General features: G+C 63.2%; 13 protein-coding genes. 8 read left to right on the forward strand and 5 right to left on the reverse strand.

The window, feature by feature from the left end:
- Positions 1–85 precede the first annotated feature (85 nt).
- The 4 genes from NKH90_RS26060 to NKH90_RS26075 all read right to left on the reverse strand — a co-directional run bounded on the left by NKH90_RS26060 (position 86) and on the right by NKH90_RS26075 (position 4,271).
- Positions 86–1,156, reverse strand: coding sequence for an ABC transporter substrate-binding protein (locus NKH90_RS26060; protein ID WP_352768837.1), 1,071 nt, complete (start codon positions 1,154–1,156; stop codon positions 86–88).
- Entirely contained in the window at positions 1,141–2,019 is an 879-nt protein-coding gene (locus NKH90_RS26065; protein ID WP_352821815.1) for an ABC transporter permease, read from the reverse strand. Before NKH90_RS26065 ends, NKH90_RS26060 begins: the two co-directional genes overlap by 16 nt.
- Positions 2,016–2,903 (reverse strand): ABC transporter permease, encoded by an 888-nt coding sequence (locus tag NKH90_RS26070; RefSeq protein ID WP_352821817.1) that lies wholly within the window; start codon positions 2,901–2,903, stop codon positions 2,016–2,018. Before NKH90_RS26070 ends, NKH90_RS26065 begins: the two co-directional genes overlap by 4 nt.
- Positions 2,904–2,987: 84 nt before the next feature.
- Positions 2,988–4,271, reverse strand: a complete 1,284-nt coding sequence (locus tag NKH90_RS26075) for an NAD(P)/FAD-dependent oxidoreductase (protein ID WP_502898878.1) — start codon at positions 4,269–4,271, stop codon at positions 2,988–2,990.
- Between the two features lie 225 nt (positions 4,272–4,496).
- Between NKH90_RS26075 and NKH90_RS26080 the strand changes: the two genes are divergently transcribed.
- From NKH90_RS26080 to NKH90_RS26105, 6 genes are all read left to right on the forward strand, one after another.
- A complete protein-coding gene (locus NKH90_RS26080) occupies positions 4,497–5,654 on the forward strand; it encodes a fumarylacetoacetate hydrolase family protein (RefSeq protein ID WP_352821822.1) in 1,158 nt (385 codons plus the stop codon).
- Positions 5,655–5,732: 78 nt separating this feature from the next.
- Positions 5,733–6,527, forward strand: a complete 795-nt coding sequence (locus NKH90_RS26085; protein WP_352821824.1) for an SDR family oxidoreductase — start codon at positions 5,733–5,735, stop codon at positions 6,525–6,527.
- A 250-nt stretch (positions 6,528–6,777) separates the two neighbouring features.
- Positions 6,778–7,710 (forward strand): substrate-binding domain-containing protein, encoded by a 933-nt coding sequence (locus NKH90_RS26090; protein ID WP_352473388.1) that lies wholly within the window; start codon positions 6,778–6,780, stop codon positions 7,708–7,710.
- A 107-nt stretch (positions 7,711–7,817) separates the two neighbouring features.
- Positions 7,818–8,804 carry an ABC transporter permease gene (locus tag NKH90_RS26095; RefSeq protein WP_352821826.1) on the forward strand — a complete coding sequence of 329 codons (987 nt, stop codon included), beginning with the start codon at positions 7,818–7,820 and terminating at the stop codon, positions 8,802–8,804.
- Positions 8,805–8,807: 3 nt separating this feature from the next.
- Positions 8,808–9,602 (forward strand): ATP-binding cassette domain-containing protein, encoded by a 795-nt coding sequence (locus NKH90_RS26100; protein ID WP_023674040.1) that lies wholly within the window; start codon positions 8,808–8,810, stop codon positions 9,600–9,602.
- Positions 9,603–9,661: 59 nt separating this feature from the next.
- A complete protein-coding gene (locus NKH90_RS26105; RefSeq protein ID WP_352821829.1) occupies positions 9,662–10,684 on the forward strand; it encodes a LacI family DNA-binding transcriptional regulator in 1,023 nt (340 codons plus the stop codon).
- Positions 10,685–11,209: 525 nt separating this feature from the next.
- Here NKH90_RS26105 and NKH90_RS26110 read toward each other — a convergent pair.
- Positions 11,210–11,791, reverse strand: a complete 582-nt coding sequence (locus tag NKH90_RS26110; RefSeq protein WP_031211029.1) for a TetR/AcrR family transcriptional regulator — start codon at positions 11,789–11,791, stop codon at positions 11,210–11,212.
- 253 nt (positions 11,792–12,044) lie between these two features.
- Between NKH90_RS26110 and NKH90_RS26115 the strand changes: the two genes are divergently transcribed.
- Both NKH90_RS26115 and NKH90_RS26120 read left to right on the forward strand, forming a co-directional pair.
- Positions 12,045–12,320 carry a hypothetical protein gene (locus NKH90_RS26115; protein WP_352489531.1) on the forward strand — a complete coding sequence of 92 codons (276 nt, stop codon included), beginning with the start codon at positions 12,045–12,047 and terminating at the stop codon, positions 12,318–12,320.
- A complete protein-coding gene (locus NKH90_RS26120; protein WP_352768855.1) occupies positions 12,314–15,493 on the forward strand; it encodes an efflux RND transporter permease subunit in 3,180 nt (1,059 codons plus the stop codon). Before NKH90_RS26115 ends, NKH90_RS26120 begins: the two co-directional genes overlap by 7 nt.
- The last annotated feature ends 7 nt before the right edge of the window (positions 15,494–15,500 follow it).

Raw genomic sequence — 15,500 nt, forward strand, 5'->3', positions numbered from 1 at the left:
GCCTCATTCCTTCCAACACCCCTCAACCGTCTTGGCGCTGCGCGCCAATCCACCTTCTCCCACAAGGGGAGAAGGAAGAGCGAACTCAGCCGCCTGCCTTGACCTTCTCGAACATCTTGGCGAGTTCGTCATTCTGCTTCATCGGTCCGGTGAAGATCGTGGTCTTCAGCATCACCTCGGGATCGGAAGGCAGCTGCAGTTTCTCCAACTCCTCCTTCGGCACAGCGGCGAAAGCCGAGCTGGTCGAGCTGCCATAGCCGTAGGCCTGGATCAGATACTTTCCGGAATCCGTTTCCAGCCGGCTGTTGATGAAGTCATAGGCTAGGTCGACGTTCTTGGCGTCCTTGAGCATGACGAAACCGCAGGCCCAGGTCAGCATGCCTTCCTTCGGCTTCATGAACTCGACAGGCACGCCCTGCTTCTTCAGCGAGGTGGCCGAGGCGTTCCAGGTCATGGCCGCGACCAGCTGCCCGCTCGCCAGTGCCTGTTCGACCGAGGTCATGTCGGTGGTATAGTTCGAGAGCAGCGGGCGCTGCTCGCGCAGTTTTTCCGCCACCTTGTCCATCTGTTCCGGTGTCATGTCGAATGGATTGACGCCGGCCAGAAGGGCCGCCACCACCGGTGTGTCGTGGACGGCATCGATGGTCGCCATGCGCCCGGCATATTGCTTGTCCCAGAGCAGGTTCCAGCTGGCTTGCGGGTTCTTCACCAGATCGGTGCGGTAGAGGATCGAGGTATTGCCCCAGTCCCACGGCACCATCCAGACCTTGCCGTCGCCGGCCTGCAGGTCGGGCAGGTTCTTGAAGACCGGGAAGATCGAATCCCAGTTCTTGATGCGCTTGGTGTCGATCGGCTGCAGCAGGCCTTCCTTGTTCCAGCGCGCCACCTTGTCATAGCAAGGGTGCGCGACATCGGGGCGGAAGCCGGCCTTGACCTTGGTGAAGGCGTCATCGTCGTCGCCGAACATCGAGGCTTCGACACCATCGGGGTGCGCGGCGAGGAAGCTCTTGTTGAAGTCGGGCAGTTCATAGCCCGACCAGGTGAAATATTGCAGCTTGTCGCCGGCAAAGGCGACAGTCGACGCAAGCGCCAGCGCGAAAGCAGCCAGTCCGGTTTTCGTTGTCTTTGCCGTTATCGATTTCAGGTCGAATGCCATTGCAGTTCTCCTCTTTCGGTTTCTTCTGGTTTTGACAGGCTGGCGGGCGCTGGCCGCCGGGTGGCGGCAAGCCCGCGATGGCGCAGGATTTCGGCGAGTGCGGCGATGACGAACGACACGGCCAGGATCGCCGTGCCGAGCGCCATGACGGTCGGCAGCGATTTCGGGAAGCGCAGCTGGCTCCAGATATAAAGCGGCAGCGTCGGCTCGGTGCCGGCAAGGAAGAAGGCGACGATGAACTCGTCGAACGAGGTCAGGAAGGCCAGCATGAACGCCGAAATAATGGCGGGCAGGCTGAGCGGCAGCATCACCCGTCTGAAGGTCGCCCAGTCCGAGGCGCCGAGGTCGAGCGCTGCCTCACGGATGGTCTTCGGGATGGCGGCGAAGCGGCTGCGCATGACCACCACCGTCGTCGGCAGCGCCACCAATACATGGCCGAGCACAATGGCAATGCGCGACGGCCCGAAACCGGCGAGATTGACCAGGATCAACAGCGAGATGCCGACGATGACGCCGGGGATCAGGATCGGCAGCCGCGCAATGGCACTGATCGTGGCGGCCAGCGGCGAGCGACCGTAGAGGTCCATGTAGGACACGGTAATGCCGCAGAGTGTTGCGCCGGTGGCGGCAATGGCGCCGATGACGAGGCTGGTGGCAAGCGCACCGGACAGCGCCGAATTGCCGTAAAGTGTGCCGTACCACTCAAGCGTGAAGCCTTGCAGCGGAAATGCCGCCTGGACCGAATTGTTGAAGGAAAACAGCGGGATCAGCAGTATCGGCAAATACAGGAACACCAGATAGGCAAGGACATAGACACCCAGCCAGCCGCCGCCCTGTTTTGCATCGACACGCGCCGTGTTCATGTGCGGCTGCCGTATCGCCGGTCGGCGAAGCGCACCACCAGCACCACGGCGAGAATGACAAGCATGACGGCGACGGCGAGTGCGGCGCCGAACGGCCAGTCATTGGCCTTGCCGAACTCGGCCTGGATCAGTGTGCCGATCATTGTACTGGCAGGGCCGCCGACCAGCGCCGGCGTCACATAATCGCCGACGGTCGGCACGAAGACGACGAGAGCGGCCGCCAGCACGCCCGGCATCGAATTGGGCAGCACGATGCGGCGGAAACTGGTGAATGGTTTTGCGCCGAGATCGGAAGCGGCCTCGAGCAACGATTTCGGGATGGTGTCCAGCGCCACATAGATGGGCAGGATGGCGAACGGGGCATAAGCGTGGGCAAGCGTGACGACGACCGCCGCCGGCGTATTAAGGAAGGCCAATGTCGGCTCCGACCAGATGCCGCTTTCGATCAACGCCGAGTTGAGCACGCCATTATAGGCAAGCACGATTTTCCAGGCGAAGACGCGCAGCAGATAGCTGGTCCAGAACGGCAGGGTCAGCAGGAACAGCAGCAGCCCACGCCGCCGCCCGCTGTGAAAGGCCAGATAGTAGGCGACAGGATAGGCGGTGACGACGGTTGCCAGCGTCACCAGGCCGGCGATGCCCAGCGAGCGCAGCGTCACCGTCCGGTACAGCGGATCGGTTGCCACGGTGACGAAATTCGCAAGGGTGAAACCAGCGCCCAGCAGCGAGCCGTCATTGCCGCGGAAGGCGAGGAAAAGCACGAGGCCGAGGGCGAAAAGGATCAGCAAGAAGGTGACCAACCCGCCGGGCAGCAGCATGGCGAAGCGAAAACCCGGCGAAGACCGGGTTTCCGGCAGCGGCTGCGTTGCGGCGAGGGTCGACATCGACTGCCCATCATAACTTGAAATCGACCAAGCTTTTTTCATATTCGTGAAGCTGTCAAGCTGTTTCACGCTTGGGCATGAACGTCAGCGTTCGAACGCGTCCAGCATCCGGTACCAGGCGATGGTCGCGGCGACGCCGACCTGCCGAAACGCATGAAACGGAATCGGCCGGATCGGCGAGACCGGGAACGGCAATTGCCTGGTGTCGCCGCTCGACAGGTAGGAGGCGATGCGCTCGCCAAGCGCGGTCATCAGGCCGATGCCGCGGCCCTGGCAACCGACGACCGCCAGCAGACCCTTCTCTGGCTCGTGGATATGCGGGAGATGGTCCGGCGTCATTGCCACCCGGCCGAACCACCGCTTTTCAATGGCAATGTCTGACAGCGCCGGATAAAGCCGCAGCAGCGCGCGCTCCAGATGCGCCCAGTCGGCCGGGCCGTTCGGCAAAGCCATGCGGCCGCGCCCGCCGAGCACCAGACGGCCGTCGGCACTCTTGCGATAATAGACGAGGATGCGGCGCGAATCCGACACTGCCTGCCCTTCCGGCAGGATAGCCGCCGCGAGATTGGACGATAGCGGCGCTGTCGCGATCTGGAAGGAATGCAGCGGGACGATCGTCTCGGCGAGGCCGGGGAGCAGGTCGCCGGTATAGGCGTTGGTCGCCAGAACGACCGCCTTGGCATTGAGTTCGGCGCCGCTTTCCGTAGAAACGTGCCAAATGCCGGCATCCTTGCTGATCTGCATCACGTTCTGGCGTTCGGCGATCTTCACGCCCGCCGCTGCAGCGACGCGCGCCAGTTCCGACGTGTAGGCGAGCGGATCGATGACACCGGCGCGGCGATCGAGCCAGCCGCCGAGATAGCCTTGCGCGCCGGTCATCGTTGCGATCTCGGTCCCGCTCAGCAGCCGGACATCAGCGCCGCGGGCGCGCCACTGCCGATCCCGGTTCGCCGCCGCTTTCAGCGCGGTCTCGGTATGCGCGGCCTGGATCCAGCCATTGCGGACGAACGGCACCGCCAGTCTTTCGTCGCGGATCAATTCGAAGACGGTGTCAGCGGTCGAGGCGGCAAAGTTGACGAGCGCTTCGCCGCGTTCGAGACCAAAATGCTCCAGCAGCCAATCCGGATCGTATTTCAGGCCGGGAATGACCTGACCGCCGTTCAGGCCGGATGCGCCATTGCCAATTTCGCCGGCCTCCAGCACCTGGACAGCAAGGCCGAACCGGGCAGCGTGCAAGGCTGTCGACAGCCCCATGATACCGCCGCCGACGATAACGACATCCACGCATTGGCCGGCGGGAAAAAGCGACTGGAACGCGGTGGCTGTCCGCGGCTTCTGCCAGATTGGATCGGAAAACCGTACGGGCAAGCGTCACCTGGAGATTTCAGTAGGTGAAAACCCTAGCGACGGTTTCATTATTTTGAAAGAGCGTTTTCCGTCGCCGTTGGCGCACGTCAGGCTCGATCAAGGTCCGGCGATGCGAAGACCGCTTGAAAGAATTGACAAAGCTCGCCCTGCAAGCGGGATAGACCTTTGGCGGGAATTTGTTGAAAGTGCCGCGGCCGAAGGACAAGACAACAGGAAATGTAAGCCATGACGAACGCCACACATTTGCCCGCCGAAGGCCTCTTCGTGGGCCGCGCCCGGGCGAGCGCTGCTTCCCATCCGCTGGTGGTTACGGTGCGTGACGGCACGGTCTTCGACATCACGTCAAATGTGGCGCCGACCGTGCGCGACGTTTGCGAATTGCCGGATCCGGCGGGGCACGTCCGCTCGGCCAAGGGGCGGCCGATCGGCCCGCTCGATGCCATTGCCGCCAGCAGTTTCGAGACAGCGCGCGATCCGGGGAAACCGTACCTGCTGTCCCCCGTCGACCTGCAGGCGATCAAAGCGTCTGGCGTCACCTTTGTCGTCAGCCTGCTCGAACGGGTGATCGAGGAGCAGGCGCGCGGTTCGGCGGAAAAGGCCGACGCCATTCGCGCCGACATCGCCGGGCTGATCGGCCACGATCTGTCGAAGCTCAAGCCCGGCTCGCCGGAAGCGATGGAGATCAAGGCCAAGCTGATTGCGCGCGGCGCCTGGTCGCAATATCTGGAAGTCGGCATCGGCCCCGATGCCGAGATCTTCACCAAGTGCCAGCCGATGGCCTCGGTCGGCTTCGGCGCCGATGTCGGCCTGCATCCGGTTTCGACATGGAACAATCCGGAGCCGGAGATCGCCATGATTGCCGCCAGCAGCGGCAGGATTGTCGGGGCGACGATCGGCAACGACGTCAATCTGCGCGACGTCGAGGGGCGCTCGGCGCTGCTGCTCGGCAAAGCCAAGGACAACAACGCTTCGGCAGCACTTGGCCCCTTTATCCGGCTGTTCGATGAGACGTTTTCCATTGGCGACGTGAAGCAGGCGATCGTACGCCTGAAGGTCGAAGGCGAGGATGGGTTCTCGCTGGAGGGTGCCAGTTCGATGGCCGAGATCAGCCGCTCGCCGGAAGAGTTGGTCGCCGCCGCCATGGGGCCGCATCACCAATACCCCGACGGGCTGGCGCTCTATCTCGGCACCATGTTCGTGCCGTCGAAGGATCGCGGCGAAACAGGCAAGGGCTTTACCCACAAGGTCGGCGACATCGTCACCATCTCGTCGGAGAAGTTCGGCGCCTTGGTCAACCGGGTGCGGTTGTCGCCCGACTGTCCGCACTGGACTTACGGTGCCAGCCACCTGATGCGCGACCTCGCCAGGGCCGACCTCATCTAGTCCCCCAGCCTAACATCCGATAGATTCTAGAATTCTCTGATTGGAAATTACCTGCTCGTCGGCATTCGGGAGAGTCCATTGATCGTCGCTCTTGAGGGCAAGACCCTTGTCGTTACCGGCGGAACGCAAGGGCTTGGCGAGACCATCGCCCGGCTGGCCTCAGCCGACGGCGGCGAAGGGATCGCCATTGTCGGCCGCAATGCCGAGCGTGGCAGACGCATCGCCGAAGAGCTTTCACGACCAAGCCGGCCCGTCGTCTTCATCCAGGCCGACCTTGGAGATCCGGCCGCGCCTGCAGCTGTCATGGCGGAAGCGATCAAAAGACTTGGCCGCATCGATTGTCTGGTGAACGCCGCGGCCCTCACCGACCGGGCCTCGCTGGAAACTGGCACAATCGACGACTGGGACAGGTTGTTTTCCGTCAATGCGCGCGCGCCGTTCTTCCTCATGCAGGCGGCCGTAGCCGACATGAAGACACGGCGGGCGGCGGGGGCCATCGTCAACATACTGTCGGTGAATGCGCATTGCGGTGCGCCGGACCTTGCCATCTATTCCGCAACCAAGGGCGCGCTTTCGACGCTGACCAGAAACATTGCCAACGCGCATCTTTCCGATCGCATCCGCGTCAACGGCATCAACATGGGCTGGGTAGCGACGCCGGCCGAACAAGAGATGCAGGCGCGCACGCTGGGCAAGGGCGAAAACTGGGCAAAGATTGCCGCCGCCGGCCTGCCGCTTGGTCGATTGCTGACCATGGACGAAGTCGCCCAGCTAACGCTGTTCCTGCTCAGCGACGCCTCCGGGCTGATGACCGGGACGCTTATCGACCTAGAGCAACACGTGCTCGGCGCGCCGCCGCGCGGGATTGCATGACGGTCGCAAGGCCGATCGTCGGCCGCCTGGAAAATACCAGCCAAACTGATGCAATCTGATGGGATTGCTGATGGCGCGGTGCCTTGCGCCAACGTCCATTGGCAATCGAGGCTTGCCATCGATCAAAAAAGGGAATGCTCTAATGCGCCCAGGTCGACGCTGGTAAATGCGATCACGGCTTTGGCCGCGCACGGTTTTTGGCCGCGATCGTCGTCGGAGGAGGAGTTCGGTTCAAATGGGAGGAAATCAAATGCTGACGAGGCTAAGACTGCTTGTACTTGGCTTGGTGGTGGCGCTGGCCATTCCGGCCGCGGCACAGGCCAAGACGTTCTACTGGATTTCGCATGGCGGCCCGGCCGATCCGGTCTGGACCTACTTCCTTGCCGGCGCCAAGCAATGGGCGGCGGACACCGGCAACACCGTCAATACGTCGTTCCACAATGGCGACGTGGCGTCGCAGCAGGAGGCTGTTCGCGCCGCGATTTCCGCCAAGGCCGACGGCATCACCACGACCAGCCCTGATCCGGGCAGCCTTGTCGAGATCGCCAAGGAAGCGCGGGCGGCGAACATCCCGATCATCAACTTCAACACGCCCGACCCGAAGGCGGACTTCAACGCCTATGTCGGCGGCGACAACGTCACCTTCGGCAAACATTGGGCGCAGTATCTGGTCGACAAGGGCCTTGTGAAGAAGGGCGACTTCGTCTGGATGCCGGTCGAGATTCCCGGCGCCACCTATGGCGTCCAGGAAGAGGAAGGCATCAAGAGCGTGTTCGAGCCGCTCGGCATCACCTACGAAATCACCGAAGCGACGCTCGACCAGGCCGAAGTGATCAACCGCATGGTCGATTACCTCACTGCCAACAGGGCCAAGGTCAAGGCGGTTATCGGCCTCGGCGACCTTGTCACCGGTTCGATCAAGCGGGTGTTCGACCAGGTCGGCGTCAAGCCGGGCGAAATCCCGGTCGTCGGCTGGGGTAACTCGCTCGACACCACCCAGGAAGTGCTGAACGGCTACGTCAATGCCGCGCAGTGGCAGGATCCGCAGGCGACCAGCTACGTCGCGCTCTCGCTCGCCAACATGGCGGCGAGCGGTATTCCGCCCGGCTTCGACGTGATCACCGGCGCGCTCTACGAGAAGGACACCGCGGCAGTCTACGACAAGATCCTGTCCGGCAAATAAATCCGCGATCGAGTTGGTCACGGCCGCTTCTGCGGCCGTGACCGTCTCAGCATTCCGCCGAAGCCGGTTGCGGTCGCGGCCAAATCCAATCCTATCGCGGGTCCAAGGTGGAAAATCGTTCTCTTATCCAACGCTCGATCGCGCGGCCCGAGTTCGGGCCGTTTGTGCTGCTCGTCGTCGAGATCGCCGTATTCTGGGGCATCAACCACGACTTCCTGTCGCCGCAAAACATCTCGAACACGCTGGCCTTCACGGTCGAGCTCGGGCTGATCGCGCTGGCGATGACGCTGTTGATGACATCAGGCGAATTCGATCTCTCGGTCGGCTCGGTGTTCGGTTTCTCGCCGGTCCTGATGTGGACGTTGTTCAACAGCGGCGTCGCCTCGCTGGAAGCCGCCTTCGTCATTGCGCTGGTGATCGCTGCGTTCATTGGACTGGTCAATGGCTGGTTCGTGACGCAGCTCAAGATCCCGTCCTTCCTGGTGACGCTGGGCATGCTGCTGGTGGTGCGCGGCACCGCTTTGTTCGTCACCAACGGGTTTCCGCAGCGGACCTGGAGCGCCGAGGGCAGCTGGCTGGCGGAAGCGCTGGTCGGCGATTTCTTCATCGGGCCGTTCCGTATCTACATGTCGCTGTTCTGGTTCATCGCCGCCGCAATCGCGCTCGGTTACGTGCTGACGCAGAGCCGGACAGGCAACTGGATCCAGGCAGCCGGCGGCAACCCGAGTGCTGCAAGGGCGCGCGGCGTCAATGTCAGCGGTGTCAAGATCGGCCTGTTCATCCTGTCGTCGATCCTGGCCTCGCTTGCCGGCGTCATCTCCTCGCTGCGCACCTCGGCGGCCAACCCCAACAGTGGCACCGGCTACGAGCTCGAAGTCATCGCCATGGTGGTGATCGGCGGCACGGCGCTGACAGGCGGGCGCGGCACAATCATCGGCACGGTGCTCGGTATCCTGATCCTGCGCGTGATGCGCAACGGCATCGTGCTGATCGGTGTGCCGGGCCTTGCCTATAATATTTTCATCGGCGCCATCATCCTCGGCATGATGGCGCTCCATTCATGGCTGGAACGCCGGCATCAGGCAGGGACTTGAACCATGGCCGAACCGCTTGTCCGAATGGAAAATATCCGCAAGTCCTATGGCCGCGTGCAGGCGCTGGTTGATGCCAATTTCCATGTCAACGAAAGGGAGATCGTCGGCCTGCTCGGCGACAACGGCGCCGGCAAGTCGACGCTGATCAAGGTGCTGTCGGGCGCGGTCCCGCTGACCAGCGGCGACATCTTCATCCGCGGCAAGAAGGTGAATTTGCGCAGTACCAGCGACGCCATCGCGCATGGCATCGAGACGATCTACCAGGATTCGGCGCTGGTGACGCAGCTGTCGATCGCCCGCAACCTGTTTCTCGGGCGCGAGCCGATCAAGCCGCCGCGCTTCCTCAATCGGATGGACCAGGAGGCAATGAACGTGGTTGCCCGCGACCTGCTCAAGCAGGTCGGCATCTCGAAGAACATCCCGCCGACGACGCCGATCGGCTCGCTCTCCGGTGGCGAGCGGCAGGCGGTGGCGATTGCGCGCGCCATGCATTTCGACAGCGACCTCATCATCCTCGACGAGCCGACCAACAATCTCGGCGTCGCCGAAACGCAAGGCGTGCTGAGCTTCGTGCGCAGCGCCCGCGATTCCGGCCATTCGTGCATCTTCATCGCCCACAACATCCATCATGTCTTCCAGGTGGTCGACCGCATCGTCGTCATGCGCCGCGGTAAGGTGGTCGCCGACGATATTGACCCGAAGAAGACCAGCGTCGCCGAAGTCGAACGCGTCATCACCGGCATGTCGGACAAGGAGATCCATGACGCGCTGGTCGAGGGCACGCAACGGCCCGGCTGAGCAGCCGGGGGTCCGCCTGATCGTCGAGGCACTGGATCGCATCGCCACATGGTTGCGACATGAAAGCCACTGTTTCGGATATTGCCAGGAGCTGCGGCCTGTCGACCGCGACGGTCGACCGCGTGCTCAACAACCGGCCGGGGGCCAGTGCCGCCAACCGGCAGCGCGTGATGGAGGCCGCCAAGCAGCTCGGCTATCTGCCAGTCGTCGACCAGGTCGCGTTGCCCTCGCGGCCGGCGCATCTCGAATTCTTCCTGCCGATCGGCAGCAATGCCTTCATGACCGATCTGGCCAGGCACATCGAGGATTATGCGGCGCGCCTGCCGCTGGTCGCCTCCTGCCGCATCCACAAGCTCGCCGGCATCTCGCCGAGTGCCTTGCAGGCGGCCGTCGAAAACCTCTCGCTCAAGGCGAACGGTGTCGGCGTCATTGCCGTCGATCACCCGAGAACGCGCAACATCTTGCGCGAGATCGTCGAGGCCGGCATCCGCCTGGTCACACTTGTGTCCGATGTTCCGGGCGCGCCCCGCTCGGCCTATGTCGGCATCGACAACCGGGTGGCCGGCCGCACCGCGGCGCTGCTGATGGGACGGTTCCTCGGCGGCCGCCAGGGCCATCTGGCGATGGTCGTCGGCTCACGCTCCTACCGCGGCCATGAGGAACGCGAGATGGGCTTTCGCTCCGTGCTCGGCGAGGAGTTCCCCAATCTGACGGTCACAAGCGCCGTTGAGATCAACGATGAGCCGGAGGCCAGTTATACCGCGACCATGAAGGCGCTGCACAGCGAGCCGGAGCTGCTCGGCATCTACTGTATCGGCGCCGGGCGCTCGGGCGTGGCAAAAGCATTGCTCGAAGTCAGGCCGCAGACGAAGCCGGTGTTCATCTGCCATGATCTGACGCGCGAGACGCGCGGCTATCTGGTCGACGATCTGCTCGACGTCGTCATCGACCAGAATGCGCGGCTGATCGCCGAACAGTCGGTCATTCGCCTTCTCGGCTCGATCGCCTCGTCGGCGCCCTATCTGACGCGGAAATTCATCGAGCCGCGCCTGATCTTCAAGGAAAATGTCCCGGTGCAGTGATGTCGTGCGACGGCGATGGCTCGGGCCAGTGGATCGTTAAAATTCGGTTGATACCGCAAATCTGCACATCACCTATGCAACTTTTGTGGTTGCCGAATCATTGGGCAATCGATAGTTTCGCAGGTGTCGGCCATCTACTCCTCCCAGATGCGATGCCGACGCTGAGTGCGGTACACCTCCTCCCGTGCCGTATTCGAAATCGAGCCCGCTGCCACCTCCTCCCGGCAGCGGGCTTTTTTTGTTCCAGCTCCGGGATGGCGGGCGATGCTGGGATCGTGACTGGCACCGCTGATCCGCGGATCGGTGAGCTTCGCTGCGACCGCCGCGGCTTATCGGGCGGAATCCTGTCACACTTGTCACTCTCACCGGTTCGCCGGCGGCCCTATCCTGCCCTTCGACCAGCAAACAACGCCGCGCAGGCAATGCTGCTGCGGAGGACCGGCAAGGGAGACGCGAGATGGCACATCGCGATGGGCGGCGCGGCCCGCAATCGAAACGCCACGTATCGTTTCACCGCTTGCGAGATTATCTTGCCCTGAAAGACGTGATCAGGCCTTCCGCCATGCGGACGAACTGCGCGCTCGGGCCCTCGGCGCCGACGCTTTGCAGGCTGACGCGGGCGCCCTCGAGCAACAGCGACAGCGTGTCCGCAAGAAGCTCGGCCTGTCCGATGCCGGCATCGCGACACAGCGAGACCAGCCGCTCGCGCTGCGCTTCCTTGAGTTCCTTGATCACTTGCCTTGCCGGATGATCGGCCTCGCTCAGCTCGATGGCGGCGTTGGCCATGTCGCAACCGCGACGGTCCGACATCAGGCAATCGGCCGCCATCCGGACCCAGGCATGCAGCTGCGCCAGCTTGTCGCCCGGATTCTCGGCCTCGAACTTTTCCCACATCGCGTTGGCGCTGCAGGCGGTCGCCCGCAGACATTCGATGATCAGGTCGTCCTTGGACTCGAAATGCCGGTAGAGCGTCATCTTGTTGGTGCCGGCGGCCTCGGTGATGGCGTCGATGCCGACGCCGCGAATGCCATGCTTGTGAAACATGTCCCGTGCCGTCTCCAGGATCCTGTCCCGGGGGCGAACACGCTCCACAACACCGTCTGTCATCAAAACCTCCGTGATTGCGTTTCCCGAAATTCCCTCGGTGCACCTCTTGACTAGGGTGTTACCGGTCTGTAACGTTAGAGATGTTACTTACCTGTAACACCCGCATTGCATCATGTCAAACTCGCAAGTGCCGGCCACCAGCCCCGCCCCGATCGGCAAGGGGACGAACCGCACCTTACGGCCTCGGCCGGCGAGCAAGAAAACACCCGATCCGGGGCTTGCCGCGGATCGCCAAAAACCAGGAGCCGCTTCGATGTCGCAGCGCAATGATCTGACGATCGATGAAGTCGTGAGGGATCCGATGATCCGCATGCTGATGAAGGCCGACCGCGTCGACCCGCGGTCGTTCGAGGCGATGCTGCGTGCGCTGGCGGATGAGCAGGCCGAGCGCCGCAATGCGCCGCGCCGCCTTGTGGAAGATTTCGGCTTTCTCGAAGATTCCGGCTCAACGCGCAGCCGGCGGCTGTCCAGGGTGGCCAGGGCGTTTGGCCGGGCCAGAGCATCGGGCGAGGCTTGCATCTCATGGTAAACTTCTTCATTCATCGTCCGATCTTTGCGTCGGCGATCGCCATCATCATGGTGCTCGCCGGAGCGATCTGTTATTTCCTCCTGCCCGTCTCGCAGTTTCCCGACATCACGCCGCCCCAGGTCGTGGTCAGCGCCCATTACCCGGGCGCCAGCGCGCAGGTCGTCGCCGACACGGTGACGACGCCGCTCGAACAGCAGATCAACGGCGTCCAGGGGATGACCTATATGTCGTCGTCGAGCTCCAATGACGGCTCCTCGACGATCACCATCACCTTCGACGTCGGCTACGATCTGAGCACGGCGGCCGTCGACGTCCAGAACCGCGTTTCGCAGGCGGCTTCCTCGTTGCCGGCCATCGTCAATCAGGGCGGCGTGACGATCAAGAAGCAGAACCCGAACTTCGTCCTGATCGTCGACCTCACCTCGCCGGACGGTTCCGTCAACCCGGTCGCGCTGAGCAATCTCGCCTACTTGCAGGTGGTCGATCCGCTGAAGCGCCTGCCCGGCGTCGGCGACGTGCAGATCTTCGGTGAGCGGCGCTATTCGATGCGCATCTGGCTCGACCCCGACAAGCTAGCCAATCTCGGCATTACTGCCGTCGACGTGCAGAACGCCGTCGCCGAGCAGAACGTCCAGGTGGCGGCCGGCAAGATCGGGCAATCGCCGGCTCCGGCCGGCACTGCCTTCGAGATGCAGGTCAACGCCATCGGCAGGCTGAGCGATCCCAAGGAGTTCGGCGATATCGTCGTGCGGGCCAATACCGCCAACGGCTCGCTGGTCAGGCTGCGCGACGTTGCGCGCATCGAGCTCGGCGCGCTGCAATATTCGTCGTCGGCGTTCTTCGGCAAGGACCCGACGGTGGTGCTCGCGGTTTACCAGATGCCGGGCTCCAACGCGCTCGATCTGCAGCAGCGCGTCAAGGACAAGATGCAGGAGCTGTCGGCCCGTTTCCCGAAGGGCGTCAGCTACGCCATGCATTACGATACGACACGTTTCGTTTCGGCCTCGATGCACGACGTGCTGATCACGCTCGGCGAGGCGCTGGTCCTGGTCGTCGCCGTGGTGTTCATCTTCCTGCAAAGCTGGCGCACCACGATCATCCCGACGATCGCAATTCCGGTGTCGCTGGTGGCGACGCTGGCCGTCATGCATATGCTTGGCTTCTCACTGAACATGCTCAGCCTGCTCGGCATGGTGCTGGCGATCGGCCTCGTCGTCGACGACGCCATCGTCGTGGTCGAGAATGTCGAACGCCAACTTGAGGCCGGCCTCAAACCGCTGGCTGCCACGCGTACGGCGATGGCAGAGGTCACCGGCCCAATCATCGCCACGACCGCCGTGCTGATGGCCGTGTTCGTGCCGGTCGCCTTCATTCCCGGCGTGTCCGGCCGGCTCTACAACCAGTTCGCCCTGACGGTGGCGATCTCCTTCGGCATCTCGGCCTTCGTCTCGCTGACGCTTACCCCGTCGCTCAGCGCCGCCTTCCTGCGCCACCGGCCGGAAACACAATTCGTGCTGTTCCGCTGGTTCAACATGGGCTTCGAACGGCTGGCGCATGCCTATGCGAATGGCGTACGCATTCTCATCCGCCTGCGCTGGATCATGCTCGGCGTATTCGCAGCCGGACTTGTCGCGACCTATTTCGTCTGGCAGCGCCTGCCCTCGACCTTCCTTCCGGTCGAGGACCAGGGCTATTTCTTCGTCGTCATCCAGCTCCCCGACGGGGCCTCGCTGGAACGCACCGACGCGGTGGCGCAAAAGGCACGCGACATCCTGCAGAACACGCCCGGCGTCGACATCGTCGGCTCGATCAGCGGCTTGAACTTCCTGACCAGCGCCGCGCAGTCGAACTCGGCGGTCGAATTCGCCATCCTGAAGCCATGGGACGAACGCGGCCCCGACCAGAGCGCCTCGAAGCTCGTCGCCGATGTGCGCAACAAGCTGCTGCAAATTCCGGAGGCTTTTGCGCTGAGTTTCGACCCGCCGTCGATCCCGGGCATCGGCACCACCGGTGGCTTCGAGTTCCAGGTCGAGGACCTGACCGGCCGCGGCAGCGTGGCGCTCAACGATGCGACGCAAGCCGTGATTGCCGAGGCGCGCAAGCAGCCCGAGCTCAACCCGCAGCAATTGTTCTCGTCGTTCTCGACCTCGACGCCGCAGTTCAACTACGATCTCGATCGTGCCAAGGCGAAGCTGCTCGGGCTCAACCTGCCGGACGTGTTCAATACGCTGCAGATCTATCTCGGCTCGCTCTATGTGAACGATTTCAACCTGTTCGGCCGCACCTTCCGGGTGACGATCCAGGCCGACAAGGACTCTCGCGCCGGTCCGGCCGACATTTCGCGGCTCTATGTCCGCAATGCCTCGGGTGGGATGGTGCCGCTGAGCACGCTGGGCAAGCTTGTGCCGATCGTCGGCCCCGAGACCGTGCCGCATTACAACAACAATGCGTCGGCCCTGATCAATGGCGGCGCCGCGCCCGGCTTTTCGTCCGGCCAGGCGGTGGCGGCGATGGAACGTGCCGCTGCCACGGCGTTGCCGAGAGATTTCGGCTACGAATGGACCGGCATCACCTATCAGGAGCTCAAGGCGGGATCGATCGCATCCGTGGTCTTTGGTCTCGCGATCGTCTTCGTCTTCCTGATCCTCGCCGCGCAATATGAGAGCTGGGCGATGCCGTTCATGGTGCTGCTGGCGGTGCCGCTCGCACTGTTCGGTGCGTTCGTCGTGCTGTGGCTGCGTGGCATGCAGATCGATGTCTATTCGCAGATCGGCTTCGTCATGCTGATCGGACTGGCGGCCAAGAACGCGATTCTGATCGTCGAGTTTGCCCGGCGCCGGCGCGAAGAAGGCCTCAGCATCGTCGACGCCGCGATGGAAGCGGCGCGGCTTCGGCTGCGACCGATCCTGATGACCGCCTTCGCCTTCATCCTCGGCGTGCTGCCGCTGATGTTCGCTACAGGTGCAGGTGCCGCAAGCCGGCAGTCGATCGGCACCACCGTCTTTGGCGGCATGGTCGCGGCGACGATCCTGTCGCTGGTGTTCGTGCCGGTCTTCTATGCGGTGATCGAGCAGCTGCGCGAGCGCCGCAGCGAGAGCGAACCGGTTTCCGAAGCGACCGAACAACCAACTGCCGAACCCGCCTTCGAGCCATTGGCCGAAGCGGCCGAATAGGACTGGA

The organism is Mesorhizobium sp. M0898 (genome assembly GCF_040319695.1).
Lineage (GTDB): Bacteria > Pseudomonadota > Alphaproteobacteria > Rhizobiales > Rhizobiaceae > Mesorhizobium.

Excerpts from the sequence above, each read along its gene's own strand:
- NKH90_RS26060 (WP_352768837.1), bottom strand. The coding sequence starts at position 1,156 with ATGGCATTCGACCTGAAATCGATAACGGCAAAGACAACGAAAACCGGA.
- NKH90_RS26080 (WP_352821822.1), top strand. The coding sequence starts at position 4,497 with ATGACGAACGCCACACATTTGCCCGCCGAAGGCCTCTTCGTGGGCCGC.
- NKH90_RS26065 (WP_352821815.1), bottom strand. The coding sequence starts at position 2,019 with ATGAACACGGCGCGTGTCGATGCAAAACAGGGCGGCGGCTGGCTGGGT.
- NKH90_RS26115 (WP_352489531.1), top strand. The coding sequence starts at position 12,045 with ATGTCGCAGCGCAATGATCTGACGATCGATGAAGTCGTGAGGGATCCG.
- NKH90_RS26100 (WP_023674040.1), top strand. The coding sequence starts at position 8,808 with ATGGCCGAACCGCTTGTCCGAATGGAAAATATCCGCAAGTCCTATGGC.
- NKH90_RS26070 (WP_352821817.1), bottom strand. The coding sequence starts at position 2,903 with ATGTCGACCCTCGCCGCAACGCAGCCGCTGCCGGAAACCCGGTCTTCG.
- NKH90_RS26105 (WP_352821829.1), top strand. The coding sequence starts at position 9,662 with ATGAAAGCCACTGTTTCGGATATTGCCAGGAGCTGCGGCCTGTCGACC.
- NKH90_RS26110 (WP_031211029.1), bottom strand. The coding sequence starts at position 11,791 with ATGACAGACGGTGTTGTGGAGCGTGTTCGCCCCCGGGACAGGATCCTG.
- NKH90_RS26090 (WP_352473388.1), top strand. The coding sequence starts at position 6,778 with ATGCTGACGAGGCTAAGACTGCTTGTACTTGGCTTGGTGGTGGCGCTG.
- NKH90_RS26120 (WP_352768855.1), top strand. The coding sequence starts at position 12,314 with ATGGTAAACTTCTTCATTCATCGTCCGATCTTTGCGTCGGCGATCGCC.